Source organism: Burkholderia territorii (genome assembly GCF_001718335.1).
In the GTDB taxonomy this organism is placed as follows: domain Bacteria; phylum Pseudomonadota; class Gammaproteobacteria; order Burkholderiales; family Burkholderiaceae; genus Burkholderia; species Burkholderia territorii.
This window is the reverse complement of record NZ_CP013367.1, coordinates 268,817-283,555: the sequence shown is the minus strand read 5'-3', so window position 1 is coordinate 283,555 and position 14,739 is coordinate 268,817. Positions and strand designations below refer to the sequence as shown.

General features: G+C 68.1%; 15 protein-coding genes. 8 read left to right on the top strand and 7 right to left on the bottom strand.

What is annotated here, in order from left to right; all coding sequences use genetic code 11:
* Window positions 1–284 precede the first annotated feature (284 nt).
* Window positions 285–1,043, top strand: a complete 759-nt coding sequence (locus tag WS51_RS27455; RefSeq protein WP_059505042.1) for a YoaK family protein — start codon at window positions 285–287, stop codon at window positions 1,041–1,043.
* Window positions 1,044–1,121: 78 nt separating this feature from the next.
* Window positions 1,122–1,307 carry a ribbon-helix-helix protein, CopG family gene (locus WS51_RS27450; protein ID WP_059452402.1) on the top strand — a complete coding sequence of 62 codons (186 nt, stop codon included), beginning with the start codon at window positions 1,122–1,124 and terminating at the stop codon, window positions 1,305–1,307.
* Window positions 1,308–1,341: 34 nt separating this feature from the next.
* Here WS51_RS27450 and WS51_RS27445 read toward each other — a convergent pair whose 3' ends face one another.
* Together WS51_RS27445 and WS51_RS27440 are read right to left on the bottom strand one after the other, a co-directional pair.
* Complete coding sequence (locus WS51_RS27445; protein ID WP_059799308.1) at window positions 1,342–2,178, bottom strand: spermine/spermidine synthase domain-containing protein; 837 nt, start codon at window positions 2,176–2,178, stop codon at window positions 1,342–1,344.
* Window positions 2,179–2,224: 46 nt separating this feature from the next.
* The gene (locus WS51_RS27440; RefSeq protein ID WP_031401187.1) at window positions 2,225–2,569 is read right to left on the bottom strand and encodes a zinc ribbon domain-containing protein YjdM; all 345 of its coding nucleotides are present in this window, start codon (window positions 2,567–2,569) and stop codon (window positions 2,225–2,227) included.
* Between the two features lie 367 nt (window positions 2,570–2,936).
* Here WS51_RS27440 and WS51_RS27435 point away from each other — a divergent pair, with 367 nt between their 5' ends.
* From WS51_RS27435 to WS51_RS27425, 3 genes are all read left to right on the top strand, one after another.
* Window positions 2,937–3,200, top strand: coding sequence for an HPr family phosphocarrier protein (locus WS51_RS27435; protein ID WP_059452400.1), 264 nt, complete (start codon window positions 2,937–2,939; stop codon window positions 3,198–3,200).
* Window positions 3,201–3,261: 61 nt separating this feature from the next.
* Window positions 3,262–3,483 (top strand): hypothetical protein, encoded by a 222-nt coding sequence (locus tag WS51_RS27430; RefSeq protein ID WP_059452399.1) that lies wholly within the window; start codon window positions 3,262–3,264, stop codon window positions 3,481–3,483.
* Between the two features lie 194 nt (window positions 3,484–3,677).
* Complete coding sequence (locus WS51_RS27425; RefSeq protein WP_230939778.1) at window positions 3,678–4,232, top strand: GNAT family N-acetyltransferase; 555 nt, start codon at window positions 3,678–3,680, stop codon at window positions 4,230–4,232.
* Between the two features lie 33 nt (window positions 4,233–4,265).
* On the opposite strand, the gene WS51_RS27420 is transcribed toward WS51_RS27425, so the two are convergent.
* The 3 genes from WS51_RS27420 to WS51_RS27410 form a co-directional block, all read right to left on the bottom strand.
* Window positions 4,266–5,939, bottom strand: a complete 1,674-nt coding sequence (locus WS51_RS27420) for an efflux transporter outer membrane subunit (protein ID WP_069230118.1) — start codon at window positions 5,937–5,939, stop codon at window positions 4,266–4,268.
* 2 nt (window positions 5,940–5,941) lie between these two features.
* Window positions 5,942–7,537 (bottom strand): DHA2 family efflux MFS transporter permease subunit, encoded by a 1,596-nt coding sequence (locus WS51_RS27415; protein WP_069230117.1) that lies wholly within the window; start codon window positions 7,535–7,537, stop codon window positions 5,942–5,944.
* Between the two features lie 64 nt (window positions 7,538–7,601).
* Window positions 7,602–9,005 carry an HlyD family secretion protein gene (locus WS51_RS27410; protein ID WP_059951637.1) on the bottom strand — a complete coding sequence of 468 codons (1,404 nt, stop codon included), beginning with the start codon at window positions 9,003–9,005 and terminating at the stop codon, window positions 7,602–7,604.
* 177 nt (window positions 9,006–9,182) lie between these two features.
* On the opposite strand from WS51_RS27410, the gene WS51_RS27405 reads away from it, so the two are divergent.
* The 3 genes from WS51_RS27405 (at window position 9,183) to WS51_RS27395 (ending at window position 11,214) form a co-directional block, all read left to right on the top strand.
* The gene (locus tag WS51_RS27405) at window positions 9,183–9,422 is read left to right on the top strand and encodes a hypothetical protein (protein WP_060128867.1); all 240 of its coding nucleotides are present in this window, start codon (window positions 9,183–9,185) and stop codon (window positions 9,420–9,422) included.
* Window positions 9,423–9,670: 248 nt separating this feature from the next.
* Window positions 9,671–10,582, top strand: a complete 912-nt coding sequence (locus tag WS51_RS27400) for a manganese catalase family protein (RefSeq protein WP_069230116.1) — start codon at window positions 9,671–9,673, stop codon at window positions 10,580–10,582.
* Between the two features lie 155 nt (window positions 10,583–10,737).
* On the top strand, window positions 10,738–11,214 hold the full coding sequence (locus tag WS51_RS27395; RefSeq protein WP_059452511.1) for an NUDIX hydrolase: 477 nt from the start codon (window positions 10,738–10,740) through the stop codon (window positions 11,212–11,214).
* Here the strand turns inward: WS51_RS27395 and WS51_RS27390 are convergent.
* Window positions 11,189–11,671, bottom strand: coding sequence for a hypothetical protein (locus WS51_RS27390; protein ID WP_059505061.1), 483 nt, complete (start codon window positions 11,669–11,671; stop codon window positions 11,189–11,191). The two genes, WS51_RS27395 and WS51_RS27390, sit on opposite strands and share 26 nt — an antisense overlap.
* A complete protein-coding gene (gene fdhF, locus WS51_RS27385; protein ID WP_069230115.1) occupies window positions 11,671–14,649 on the bottom strand; it encodes a formate dehydrogenase subunit alpha in 2,979 nt (992 codons plus the stop codon). The genes WS51_RS27390 and fdhF overlap by 1 nt, the downstream gene beginning before the upstream one ends.
* Between the last annotated feature and the right edge of the window lie 90 nt (window positions 14,650–14,739).

Here is a 14,739-nt window from a genome sequence, read left to right as displayed (position 1 = left end):
CGGTGTAGTAATGGCGTCGTGGTAGCCAGGCAGCGACGCGGTGACGACGCGCGCGGGCCGTGCGGCACCGGAAGCAGCCGGACGGACGGTCGCGCCGGAGCCGGCGCGGCCCGGCCACGCCCGGGCACGGACGGACAACTCCGGCCGACATTGTACTTAAAGCCCAATCTGGCTAACAGAGTATGATAATCTCGTTATCATGTTTGCCATATGATTCGAGCAACTCGTCACCCTGTCCGCGCCCCCCGATCCGGGCGATTGAGCGAAGCCCTTGTGAAGCCCCTATGCCAGCGCAGTACTTTCGAAGCCTGACGGGAAAACACCGCAGCGCGACCGCGAACCGTCATCTCGGTTTTTCGCTGGCCTTCGTCGCCGGCGCGGCCAATGCAGGCGGCTTCCTCGCGGTCAAGCAATACACGTCGCACATGAGCGGCATCGTGTCGGCGATCGCCGACCAGACAGCGCTCGGCGACATCCCGCTCGCACTGGCCGGCATCAGTTCGCTGGCGTCGTTTCTGGTCGGCGCCAGCTGCTCGGCGATCCTCGTCAATTGGGGGCGCCGCCGCGGCCTGCAGAGCCAGTTCGTGCTGCCGCTCCTCGTCGAGGCCGTGCTGCTGCTTCTGTTCGGGCTGCTCGGTAGCCACCTCGCAATGTGGGAAACGTTCTTCGTGCCGGTGACGGTCACGCTGCTGTGCTTCATCATGGGATTGCAGAACGCAACGATCACGAAACTGTCGGGCGCGGAAATCCGCACGACGCACGTAACGGGCATCGTGACCGATCTCGGCATCGAGCTCGGCAAACTGTTCTACTGGAACCGGTCGGCCATCGACGTGGACGCGCATGCGGTGATCGCCAACCGTTCGAAACTGAGGATTCACGCGACGATGCTCGCGTCGTTCTTCGTCGGCGGGCTCGCGGGCGCGATCGGCTTCAAGCATGTCGGCTACGTGTCCACCGTGCCGCTCGCCGCCCTGCTCGTGATGCTCGCGGCCATGCCCGTCATCGACGATCTCTCCGCATGGTTCGAACGCCGGCGGTGAGCCCGCGCACGCGCCGGTACGGTGCCGAAGGCGAATGCATTATAATTTGATTAACATATCAACCGCCCTGCCACCCTGATGGAAACGAAAACCGCCCGCCTGACTGTCCTGATCGATCCCGCCAAGAAAGAAGCATTCGAAATGCTCTGCGCCGAGCAGGATCTCACACCGTCGCAAGTCGTGCGTCAGTTGATCCGCGAGTATCTCGACAAACACGGCGTCACCTACAAGACCAAGAGCGCGCTCGGCAAGCGGGTGAAGTAAGGGATCAGTTCAGCGCGGTCGCCCCGCGCGGCCGTCACGCGCAGATTTCCCACCGGGGATGTTCGCGCGCGCGCCACACGAGCCGCGCGGAATCGATGCACTCCCCCGCCTTCATGCGCCGAGCGGTGGACGACAGCTTGAGCGCACCCGCCGAACCGAACCCGAGCGCGCGCTCGAGCAGGATGCGCAGCGACGGCAGCGGATTGCCGTTCTTCCACGCGAACGCGATGAAGTTGTTGTCGTCGCCGCACGGCACCAGCGTGAATGAATCGTCGAACACCGCGCGCAGTTGCTCGAGATGCCGCGGCAACGCCGGATCGTCGTCCATGAAATTGATCGCGAGCACGCCCGTTTCGCTCAGCCGCGCACGGCACGCGTCGAGAAACGCGGTGCCCGTGCAGCGGCCCGGCATGCCGTCGGCGACGAACGCGTCGTGCAGAATCACGTCCGCCTGCACGTCCGGCCTTTCGACGTAGTCGGCGCCGTCGGCGCAGACCACGGTGAAGCGCGCGTCGTCTTGCGGAATCCTGAACACGTCGCGCAACGCGATCACGTCCGGGTTGATCTCGACCGCGTCGATCGCCGTGTCGGGCAGGTGCCGATAGCAATACTTCGCCAGCGATCCGCCGCCGAGCCCGATCATGCAGATACGCGCGGGCGCCGGCTGCAACAGCAGGAAGCCCATCATCACGCGCGTGTAGCCCAGTTCGAGCCTGACCGGATCCTTCAGCGACATGAAGCTCTGCGTGCCGAAGTGGTCGAAGTGCAGCGACACCGCATGCTTCGTCTCGAGCACGAACGGACGGCCGTCGTTCAACGGCGCCGCCAGGAATTGCAGGAACGCGTCATACGAAATTCGATCCTCGCTCATGCTCGACGTGCCCGGTTGATCGGAGAGTCGCTCGTACCGCGTGCGGTCATACCTTCTTCAGGTAGCAGGCCTTCAGCATGAAGCCGCCCATGTCGGTCTTGCAATCGACTTCGTGATCGCCGCCGACGAGGCGAATGCTCTTCACCTTGGTGCCCATCTTCAGCGTGATCGACGAACCCTTCACGCGCAAATCCTTGATCAGCACGACCGAGTCGCCGTCCGACAGCACGTTGCCGTTCGCGTCCTTGACGACGTCGCCCGCCGGTTCGTCGCCCGCTTCAGCGCCGGCGCCAGCCGACCATTCATGGCCGCAGTCCGCGCACACGGTCAGCGTGCCATCCGGGTAGGTGTTTTCCATCGCGCATTGCGGGCAGGCGGGGGCGGCGTTCATTGCAGCTTCCATTCGTTCGGGGTTCGGGTCAATCGATAAAAAAATGCCGGGCACACGAACACGTGACCCGGACGGCGCGCGGCACTGCCTCATCGACCCAGCGTCGGACAGCACGACACGCACACGACATTATAATGCAATTCACATAATTGCGTGACTGTATTATAATCGTCAACTTTCGATCATTCGCCGGACTTGATGGCGGTTTCGCTGAGGATGTCGACATGTTCGAGATGAATGATGCACCGGCGCCTGGAGCACAATGCTCGGCGTCCGATCGGGAAACCGCGCGCCGCGCGGTCCCGCCGTGCTGCCGGCCGGTCGTGGCACGCCACTCCGACGACTTTCCCCGAGGTTGATTCGCACCGTGGCAACCGTCGTCTACGTTGAAATCGGCCCCGCATGGAACCGCGGCCGTGCGATCGCGTCGCGCGACGCGATCGTCGCGGCGGCACACCGCTTCGAAAGCGACATCCTGCTGCTCGCCAACGGGCTCAGCGGCAGCGCGAAGGATGCGACGGCCATCGCGGCGCTGCGGATGCATGGCGGCACGTCTGCGCAGGTGCTCGCCACCGGCCCCGACGAGGACGCCGCGCTTCAGGCGCTGCTGCCGTTGCTGCAGGCGGGCTGACCCTGCGTCGCCCCCACGGCCTCGTGCCGTTCACCCTGAATCACCACTCTCCGAGGAAGCGATGAACGACAACGTCATGTCCAACACCCCCAACCTGTCGGCCTCCGCGATCTGGGCGCTCGAGCGCCTCGCCGACGTGCGCTACGGTCGCGATGCGCCGGCGCTCGGCTGGTCGGTCGAGCAGGAACTCGTCGGCGCGGGCTTCGTCAGCCAGGCCGCGAACGGCCGATCCGGCGCGTCGATCACCGCGCACGGGCGCAATTTCCTGAAGAGCCGCAAGTAAAAACCCCCGGCACGGGCGCGATGCCGCCACGCGGCCGCCAGCCCGCGCCGGAACGTCGGGCGACGGCAAGCCGGACGATGCGGTCGCATTCCCCGCTGCGAACGGGGATTTGCGGCCGCGCCGCGCTTTCCGCGGTATCGTACGGGACCCAAACGGCGCACTGCGCCGCCGTCCATTTCTTCATGGAATGCCTGATGACACTTAGCGCGCTGCCGCCCGTCACGTCCCCGCCTGTTCTCGACACCCCTCGCCTGATCCTCGAAGGCCACCCGCTCGGCGACTTCGACGCGCTCGCGGCCATGTGGGCCGAGCCGACCGTCGTCGCGCACATCTTCAACGGCAAGCCGTCGACGCCGCGCGACGCGTGGATGCGGCTGCTCGCGTATCGCGGACTGTGGCCGCTGCTCGGCTACGGCTACTGGGCGATTCGCGAGAAGGCGTCGGGCCGCTACGTCGGCGATCTCGGTTTCGCCGATTTCCATCGCGCGGTCGAGCCGTCGATTCGAGGCGTGCCGGAGGCCGGCTGGGCGCTCGCGAGCTGGGCGCACGGCAAGGGCTATGCGAGCGAGGCGTTGTCGCATGCGCTCGGCTGGCTCGACATGCAGCACCGGTTCGAACGCAGCGTGTGCCTGATCGCCCCGACCAACGTCGCGTCGATCCGCGTCGCACAGAAGGCCGGGTATGCCGATCCGGTGCCGGTTCGCTTCAACGACGCCGATTCGCTGCTGTTTTCGCGCGCGTGCCGGTAAGCGCGGTCTCCCGCACTCGCCGCGTCGTCGCGGCTAAGGTGCGGGGAAGGTCTGCGGCGGCGGCGACGTGGCGCCGACCGTAGCCGCGCCCGGCGCCGGGCCGCTCGTCTGCCAGCCGCCGCCCAGCGCCTTGTACAGCGCGACCAGATCGGTCGTCGTCTGCAACGCGCCCTGCACCGCCTGCTGCCGCCCCTCCGACCATTGCCGCTCGGCGTCGAGGACGTCGAGAAACGTCGACAACCCTTTCCGGTAACGATCGCGCGCGAGGTCCAGCGCGCCGCGCTCGGCCTTCACCGCATCGTCGAGCGCCGCCGCGCGCGTCTGGTCGGTGCGATAGACGGCCAGCGCATTGTCGACGTCGCGCAGTGCGACGAGCACCGCCTGCCGGTAAGCAAGCGCCGCTTCGGCCTGCCGCGCCTGCGACAGCCGCAGGTTCGACACCAGTTGCCCGCCCGAAAAAATCGGCAGCGACACGGCAGGCCCGAACGCATAGAACAGATGAGACCAGTGTGCGAGTTCGCGAACGTGCGACGCGCGCAGGCCGACCTGCCCCGTCAGGGAGATGTCCGGATAGAACTGCGCGACGGCGACGCCGACATCGGCGGTCGCCGCATGCAGATCGGCCTCCGCGCGGCGAATATCGGGCCGCCGCCGCGCGAGCGTCGACGGCAGTCCGACGGGCACGGCGGGCGGCACGGCCGGCAATGCGCGCGGCACGTCGAGCCAGTCGTCGAGCGCGCCCGGCGGCCCTCCGACCAGATAGGCGAGGCCGTTGCGCAGCAGCGCGATCTGCTGGTCGAACTGCGGCAGCTGCGCGCGGATCTGCGCGAGCCGCGCGTCGGCGCTGCGTACGTCGAGGTCGCTTGCAAGACCGTGCGCGGCCTGCTCGCGCGTGAGGTCGAGCAAATCGCGTTGCGCGCGCTGGAGCTCGTCGGCGAGCGCGCGCTGCGCTTCGGCGCCGCGCAGCTGCAGATAGGTCTGCGCGACTTCGGCCTCGAGCGACAGCAGTGCGTCGTCACGGCTCGCGACCGCGGCGCTTGCCTGCGCGCCGGCCGATTCGACCGCGCGGCGCACGCGCCCGAACAGGTCGAGTTCCCACGATGCGTCGAATCCAGCCTGCCACAGGTTGACCGGCGCCTCGAGGGCATCGATCGCACCGCGAGCGCCCTGCTGCACGCTCGCGCCGGTGCCCGGCCCGTAGCGGTCGAGCGGCGAGCCCGGCGCGCCGAGCCGGTCCACGCGCTGGTCGATTCCCTGCTCCTCGATGATGCCTTTGAGGCCCAACTGCTCGCGCTGGTAGCTCGCGCTCGCGCGCACGTTGGGCAGGCCCTGCGCGGCGGCCGCGCGCACCTGCGCGCGTGCCTGCGCGATGCGCAGCACGGCGGCCTGCACGTCGAGGTTGTCGTGTGCGGCACGTTCGACGAGCCGGTCGAGCAGCGGGTCGCCGAACGCCCGCCACCAGCGTGGGTCGGGATCGGCACTGGTCACCGGCGACGACGGCACGGAGGCACCGGGCGCCGATGCCGCCGATGCCGCTGCCGGCGCCTGCAGGTCATGCCAGTTCGCCGGCACTTCCGCCTGCGGCGGCTTGAAATCCGGCCCGACCGTGCAGCCCGCGAGCGCCATGCACACCGCAAGCGTCGCGGCGAGACCGCGTGCTTGCCGCGCATGCGTGCGGCGTGGGCTGCGTTGTGGATGCCGAGTCATCGTCAATGCCCTCCCGCGCCGCGTGCGGCCTTCACAGGCGAGAACAGGAATGTCAGCGGAATGCTGAACGCGCAGAACACCGCGAGGATCGCGAACACGTCGATATACGCGAGGATCGTCGCCTGCGAGATGAACGTCTCGTACAACCGTCCGGTGGCGGTCTGGAGCGCGGCCGGCGGCGGCGCGCCGGACAGCGCGCCGATCGTGCGGGCATTTTCTTGCAGCGCCTCCTGAAAGTTCTGCGACAGCGGCGACATGTGCGTGGACAGATGCGCCAGGCGCGCCTGCGCGCGCTCGCGGATCAGCGCGGTCGACACCGAGATGCCAATCGAGCCCGCGACGTTGCGGAACATCGTGAACAGCGCCGACGCGTCGTCGTTGAGCCGCTGCGGCACGGTCAGATACGCGAGCGTCGTGATCGGCACGAACATGAAGCCGATCGCGAGCGACTGCGCGCAGCGGATCATCACCAGGTGCTTGTAGTCGATGTCCGGCACCAGCATCCGCGAATAGATCAGCGCGCCCGCCAGCAGCACGAATCCGAAGCCGACCAGATAGCGCGTCTGCACGTGCGGCATCAGGCGGCTCACGATCGGGATTTCCATCGTGATCAGCAGCGCGCCGGGCGACAACACGAGGCCCGCGAGCGTGGCCGTGTAGCCGAGGTGCTGCTGCGCCAGCTGCGGCACGATCACCGCACTGCCGTACAGCACGGCCGCGAACGTCGCGATCGTCACGCAACCGAGTGCGAAGTTGCGGTCGCGCAGGCACGACAGGTCGACGACCGGTTTCCTCGTGTGCAGCAGCCACATCGTCGCGCCGATCAACCCGAGCGCGGACAGCGCGGCAAAGATGCGGATGAAGTTCGAGCCGAACCAGTCGGCGTCCTCGCCGCGATCGAGCATGACCTGCAGGCAGCCGAGCCCGATCGCGATCAGCCCGATGCCGATGTAGTCGACCGAGATTCCCCGCTGGGCGCCGCGCCGCCGCGGCGGATCCTCGACGAGCTGCATCACCGCGAGCACGGTCAGCGCACCGATCGGCACGTTGAGCAGGAACACCCAGCGCCACGAGAAATGATCGGTGATCCAGCCGCCGAGCGTCGGCCCGAGCACCGGTGCGACGACGATCGCGATCGCCGAGATCGAGAACGCGCGGTTTCGCTGTTCGGGAGGAAACGTGTCGAGAATGATCGATTGCTGGTTCGGCTGCAGCCCGCCGCCGAACAGCCCCTGAAGCACGCGGAACACGATCAGTTCGCCGAGATTGGTCGCGACGCCGCACAGGAACGAGCACACGGTGAACGCGGCGATACACAGCACGAAGTATCGCTTGCGGCCGAGCAGGCGGCCCAGGAAGCCCGAAATCGGCAGCACGATCCCGTTCGCGACGAGATATGACGTGAGCGTCCAGGTCGCCTCGTCATAGCTCGCGGACATCGTGCCCGCGATATGCGGCAGCGCGACGTTCACGATCGTCGTGTCGAGCACCTCCATGAACGCGGCGAGCGTGACGACGATCGCGATGATCCACGGGTTCGCGGCCGGCCGCCATGCGCCGCCGCCGGACGATGCGTGCCGGTCGGGCGGCCGATTCATCGGCGCGCTCCGTGTGACGACGCGGGCTGACGGATGTCGGGCATCGGATCGCTCCGGTGATCGGTCATTTCAGGTGCACGGTCGGCTCGACCGACAAGCCGAGACCGAGCGGCGGATTGTTCGGCAACGCGCCGTCGAGCACGATCTTGACGGGCACGCGCTGCACGATCTTCACGAAGTTGCCGGTCGCGTTCTCGGGCGGGAATGCGGAGAAACGCGCGCCGCTGCCGAGCTGGATGCTGTCGACGTGGCCGTGCAGGTCGAGATCGGGATACGCGTCGACCGACACGTCGACGCGATCGCCGATACGCATCCGTTCCAGTTGCGACTCCTTGAAGTTCGCGGTGATCCAGACACGCGGGGTGACGATCGAGAAGATCGACGCGCCCGCCTGCAGGTAGGAACCCAGCTGCACGTTCCTGCGCGTGACCCAGCCGTCCGACGAGGCACGCAGTTCGCAGTACGACAGATTCAGGTTGGCCGTATCGAGTTGCGCACGCGCCTGCAGCACCTGCTGGCGACGCTCCTCGACGGCGGTTTCGGCCTGCCGGATCTGCTGCGGCACCAGGCTCGCGGTACGCGCCTGCGCCTGGGCCATCGCGACGTTCGCATCGGCGCTCGCACGCTGTGCGTCGGCCGCGTCGATCGCCTGCTGCGACGTCGCGCGCGCGTCGACCGCGCGCTGCCGCTCCTGTGCGGCAAGCGCCTGACGGTACGCGGCTTCCGCCGACTCGATCTGCGCGCGCGCCTGCCGGTACTGCGCCGGATACTGCACGCGCGCGATGTCGAGCTGCACGCGCGCCGCGTCGAGCTGCGCCTGCGCGAGGCCGAGTTGCGCGCGTGCCGCATCGACCTGCGCGCGGTAGTCGCGCGGATCGATCTCGACGAGCACGTCGCCGCGATGCACGAACGTGTTGTCGTCGACGGCGAGCCGTGTCACGTAGCCGGACACGTGCGGCGCGACGGCCACCGCGTTGCCGTCGGTGTACGCATCGTCGGTGCTTTCCTGATCGCGCGTCATGAGCCACCAAACGAGCCCCGCGATCAGCAGCACGAGCAACACCGCGCCGAGAATGATCAACGACTTCTTGCCGGGCCGCTTGCGTTCGCCTTCGCCGTCGTCGCCATCGCCATCGCCGCCCGTGCGGCCGCCGCGATCGTCGTGCGGATGGCCATCGCCTCCGCCACCGCCGGGTGCGTCGGTGTCGCGGTCGTCGTGGCGGCGTTGTCCGGTGCTGCCGCCGCTGCCGCCGTCGGCGCCGCCATCGCCCGCGCGGGCGACCGCCGTTGGCGGCGCAAGCCCGCGCGGCACGACGGCTGCGGGAAATGCCGGTTCCGCGCGTGCCGGGAAGAAGACGAAGTCGACGTTCCGCGCCTGCGCGCCGCGCCGCTCGGGCATGAACGCGCGCGGGAGCGGCACGCGCCATCGCTCACGAACGGACAACGGGAACAGGGTCGCATCGGACATCGAAGTTTCTCCCGGGCATGGACCGCGTGCGCCATTGCACGCGCCGGCCTCGGGCGGGCGAGCAAGCAAACGCCGCGCCCGCACGGCATGTCGTCGCGCGAGTCGCCGTCCGCATGCAGCGGCACGCACGATGCGCCGCGCATGCGCGCCCCCTCATCACGACAGGACACCGGCCCGATGACACGTTCCACTTCGCTCGACACCGATTCGCAAGGGCAGGACCGCGGCGACAGCACCCCCGGCCCCGAAGGCAAGCGTCGCGGCACGGATACGCCGCCGCCGCGCAGCGCGCACGATCCGGCCGAAGGCAAGCAGCAGACGCCCGACGGCCGCGCACCGTCGCGGCGCTCCGACACGCCGCATCATCGCTCGTCGCGGGATGGCACGCCGACGAGCACGAGCCCGGCTCGCCGATAACGATCGTGTGAGTGCCCGGCAGAAATGACAACGCGTTGAAAAATCGCGGACGGGTGCATCGCATCCAGGCATCGCCGATGCGCGGGCCGACGCCTGCCTGCCGATGCACACGGACGCAGCCCCGTTGCCCGCAGCGCGGCGCGGTGCGGACGGGATCGCGTATCCGCCACGCGCCACGCCGTCACTATGGGCGCGCGCCGTGCTCCGCCTGCGTCGCAGGTGCCGTCCACTTCTTCAACGGAGGATTCATGTTCATCCACAACACACGGCTTCAGTACACGGTGCGCGTCGGCGCGCCGAACCCGGGGCTCGCCAATTTGCTGCTCGAACAGTTCGGCGGACCGCAGGGCGAACTCGCGGCCGCGATGCGCTACTTCACGCAGGCGATTACCGAGGAAGATCCCGGCCGCAAGGACATGCTGCTCGACATCGCGACCGAGGAGCTGAGCCATCTCGAAGTCATCGGCTCGATGGCGGCGATGCTGAACCGCGGCGCGAAGGGCGAGCTCGCCGAAGCGGTCGACGAACAGGCCGAGCTCTATCGCAAGCTGCACGGCGCGGGCAACGACAGTCACGTGACGCAGCTGCTGTACGGCGCCGGTTCGCCGCTGACGAATTCGGGCGGCGTGCCGTGGTCGGCCGCATACATCGACACGATCGGCGAACCGACGGCCGACCTGCGCTCGAACATCGCGGCCGAAGCGCGCGCGAAGATCATCTACGAGCGGCTCATCAACGTGACCGACGATCCGGGCATCCGCGACGCGCTCGGTTTCCTGATGACGCGCGAGGTGTCGCACCAGGTGTCGTTCGAGAAGGCGCTGTACGCGATCACCAACAACTTCCCGCCGGGCAAGCTGCCGCCGAAGGCCCCGTACGACCGCGTGTACTTCCGGATGCAGGACGGCGAGCCGGTGGCGGGCCCATGGAATCGCGGCGATTCGCTGTCGCTGCGGCGCGGCGAGCCAGCGGTCGACGGCGGCGACGGTGCCGCAAAGGGTGCGGTCGAGCCGCAGCAGTCGCAGGCGCTCGAAGCGATGGCGCGGCGACTCGCATCGGACCCGCGCTGCGATCCGGTAACGGGCGCCGAGCTGGGCGCTGGCGCACCGCGCGACAGCATCGCCGCGTCTCCGGGCAACACGCCGCCCGCCAAGCCGTGAGCGCCCGTGGGCCGCGCACCGCGTCGCGCAAGGGCGCGGCGCGTGGCGCGGCCCGCCGCCGGGCGACGCGGCGGAACGACGGGACGGCAGGCCCGGGCACGCAGGTTGCGAGAGGAGTCGCCATGGACCTCGCACTTCTTCGCCGCCTGCCCGGCATGACACTCCCCGACCCGTCCGACTTCCCCGTGCGCGCGGTGCCGCTGGCCCCGCTGGCGAAGGAGCGCGCGACGATCGTTTGCCACCGGAACAATCGCGTGCTGCTGGTCGCACGCCGACCGACGTCGCGATGGACGCTGCCCGGAGGCGTGATCCGGCGCGGCGAATCGGCGCTCGACGCCGCACATCGCGAATTGCGGGAGGAGACCGGTCTCGTCGATCTCGAACTCGCCTATTTCTTCTACGTGGACGGCAGCGTGAAGCGCCATCACGTGTTCGTCGCGATGCTGCCGCCCGGCCGCCGCGCGTGTCCGGGCCACGAAATCGCGTTGTGTCGGTGGGCGCATCTCGACGCGGTATCGCGCTGGCCCGCGAGCGCGCCGACGCAGCGGATCGTGCAGCGGATCGCGAGCCTGATTCGCGCGCAGGAGATGTCGCCGGACGGCCCCGTCACGCGTCGGTCGGCTTCCCGCTGAATGCGGTGATCGGCTTCTCCGGTTCGCGAGCAAGGCCCTGGGCGAATACCTTCAACCCTTCGAGCAGCGGCATGAGCGCATCCCACAGCGCCTCGTCGTTCAGCAGCCGATACACGCCGCGCACGCCCGGCGCCGCGTGCTCGTGTTCGGACGGCTGCCACGCGCCGACGTGACGCAGCGCATCTGCCGCCGCGAACATCGTCTTGCCGAACTGTTCGGGCGGGATGCTCGACAACGCCATCACCAGCATGGCGAGGTTCTGCACGCCGCTTTGCGTGCCGGGTTTGTCGAGCGCGCCGACCAGCACCTCCGCGATGCGTGCATTCGCGCTCACGACATCGTTCGCGAAGCGCAGGAAACCGTGCCGGTGCAGGCTGCCGAGCAGGCGTTCGAGCGCGTCGTGCGCATCGGGCTCCGTCTGGGGAGGCGTCACATCGTGGGGCAGGCGTTCGGCCATCAGCTTTTCTCCGGATGGGGCGCCGCATCGGGCGGCGCAACGTAGTCGGGCCGCGACCATTTGGCCTCGGCATCGATACCCGCATTCGGCGTACGCGCGCCGTAGCGGAAATTGCCGGCCGGCAACGGCCGGGGGCCGCGCGCACGCGGAATCACTTCGAGGCGGACGGCCAGCTCCTTGTACGCCGGCGTGTTGACGTCGGGATCGTGATGCTCCCCCGTCAACTCGTTCACGCCGGGCTTGCCCTGGTGGATCGGCAAGAAAAGCGTGTTGCCGCGCACGCGATCCGTGACGAGCGCGATCATTTCGGACGATCCGCGCCGGGACGTCAGACGCACCCATGTGCCGTCCTCGATCCCGCGCGCGGCCGCGATCTCGGGGCTCACCTCGACGAACCATTCCGGCGACAGGCCGCGCAGGCGTCCGCCGCGCCCGCTCTGGTTGGTCGACTGGAAATGTTCGAGCATCCGGCCGTTGTCGGCGAGAAGGTCATATTCGGCGTCGGCGTCCTCGGCGGGCGGCTGCCACGCGACCGGATGCAGTTTTGCGCGGCCGTCGCCGGTATGGAAACGCTCCGTATAGAGCAACGGCGTGTCGGTGCCGTCGGCGTGCACGGGCCACACGAGCGACTGCCAGCCGTCGAGGCGCGCGTAGCTGACGCCGGCGAACATCTCGGCGATGCCGGCCACTTCGTCCATGATCTGCGACGGATGCGTGTAGCCCCAGTCGTGACCCATCCGCGCGGCGAGGTCGGTGAGGATCCGCCAGTCCGGCCGGCTGTTGCCGAGCGGCGGCATGACTTCGTAAAAGCGCTGGATGCGCCGCTCGGTGTTGACGAACGTGCCGTCCTTCTCGACGCTCGGGCAGCCGGGCAGCACGACATCCGCGAATTCGGCGGTGCGGCTCATGAAGATGTCCTGCACGACGAAGAAGTCGAGTTGCGAGAACGCACGGTGCACGTTCTCTGAATCGGCATCCGAGAACGCGGTTTCCTCGCCGATCACCATCATCGCCTTCAGACGGCCTTGCGCCGCCTGCTCGACCATCATGAAATTGTCCTCGCCGATTTTCGAGGACAGCATCTGCGGTTCGACACCCCACGCGCGTGCCCATTTCTCGCGCACGGCGTCGTCGGTCACCTTTTCGTAGCCGGGATAGACGTTCTTCAGGCATCCGAAATCGCTGGCGCCCTGCACGTTGTTGTGCCCGCGCATCGGGTAGCCGCCCGTGCCGGGACGGCCGTAGTTGCCCGTCACGAGCAGCAGGTTCGACAGCGCCGTGCTTGCATCTGCGCCGTGACTGTGCTGCGTGATGCCCATCGCCCAGACGATGCACACGCTCGGCGAGCGCGCGATCATCTCGGCCGCTTCGACGAGCTGCTCGCGCGCGATGCCGGTCACTTCCGCCGCGAAGTCCATCGTGAACGGCTCGAGCGACGCGCGGTAGTCGTCTACGCCGTTCACGCGCGCCGCGAGGAAGCCGGTATCGGCGAGCCCGTGGTCGAACGCGTAGCGCGCGCACGCCGATGCCCATACGAGATCGGTGCCGTTATGCGGCCGCAGATGGAGATCGGCGCGCTCTGCCATCTCGTGCCGGCGCGGATCGACGACGATCAGGCGCTGCCCGCGCAGCTTGCGCGCGGCTTTCAGGCGCGAGGCGATCACCGGATGACATTCCGCGGTATTGCTGCCGACGATCACGACGAGATCCGCGGCGGCGAGATCGGCGATCGTGCCGGCATCGCCGCCGTAGCCGACCGTGCGAAACAGGCCCATGGTCGCCGGGTTCTGACAGTAGCGCGACGAATTGTCGACGCTGTTGGTGCCGATCACGAGCCGCGCGATCTTCTGCGTCAGGTACGCCTCTTCGTTGCTCGCCTTGCTCGAACCGATGAAGCCGATGCTGTCGGGCCCGTGTGCCGCGCGAATGTCGAGCAGCCGGCGCGCGACGAGATCGAGCGCCTCGTCCCACGACGTTTCGCGAAAGCGCCCGCCGTCGCGCACGAGCGGCATCGTGAGCCGCTTCGGATCGTTGACGAAGTCCCAGCCGAACCGGCCCTTCACGCAGGTGGAGATGCCGTTGGCCGGCGCGTCGACCACGGGTTGCACCTTCAGTATGTGGCGATCGCGCGTCCACATCTCGAATGCGCAGCCGACACCGCAATACGTGCATACGGTCTTGGTCCGCTTGATTTCCGGCTGGCGCCACGCAACGTCCATCTTCGACACGCCGGTGACCGGCGGTGCACCGATCGTGCGCTCCAGCACCTTCACGAAATCGATCAGCGGCCGCTTGATCGTGTCGGGCATCGCCGTAAACGGGCCTGCATCGGGCTGCATCGATTTCTCGAGCAGCGCGTTGCACGGGCACACCGTCACGCAGTGGCCGCAGCTCACGCAGCTCGATTCGCCGATCGCCTTGCCGCCGTCCCACAGCACGCGCGGATGGTCCATCGAGAAATCGATGCTCAGCGTCTCGTTGACCTCGACGTTCTGGCACGCTTCGACGCATCGGCCGCACAGAATGCACTGGTCGGGATCGTACGTGTAGAACGGGTTGGATTCGTCCTTCCGATATGGCTTGCGCTGATATGCATAGCGCTGGATCGGCAGGTGCATGTCGGCGAACGTGTTGTGCAGCGTGCAGTCGCCCGTGTTGTGTTCGCAGACGGTGCAGTACAGCTCGTGCTTGGCCAGCAGCCGGTCCATCCCTTCCTCGCGCGCGCGGCGTGCCCGCTCGGAGCGGCTCACGACGGCAAGCCCGTCGGCGCTGCGCAATGCGCACGCGCGTCGCAATTCGCCGTCGCCGGTCTCGACCCAGCATACGTCGCAGGTCTGCAAAGCCCCGAGCGCGCGGTGATAGCACACGTGCGGCAGCGTCACGTCGTGTTCGGCGAGAAAATCCAGCAGCGGCTGGTCGGCGTCGCCGCTGAGCGTGGCGCCGTCGAACGTGATCGAACAGGTGCGGGGTTGGGCCATGGGCGTCTCGTGCAAGTGGCGGGGCAATGCCGGTCCTGCATCGCATCTCGCGTGCCCGGCGTGTGCGGCCACGATGGCGGCGTGCGCCGG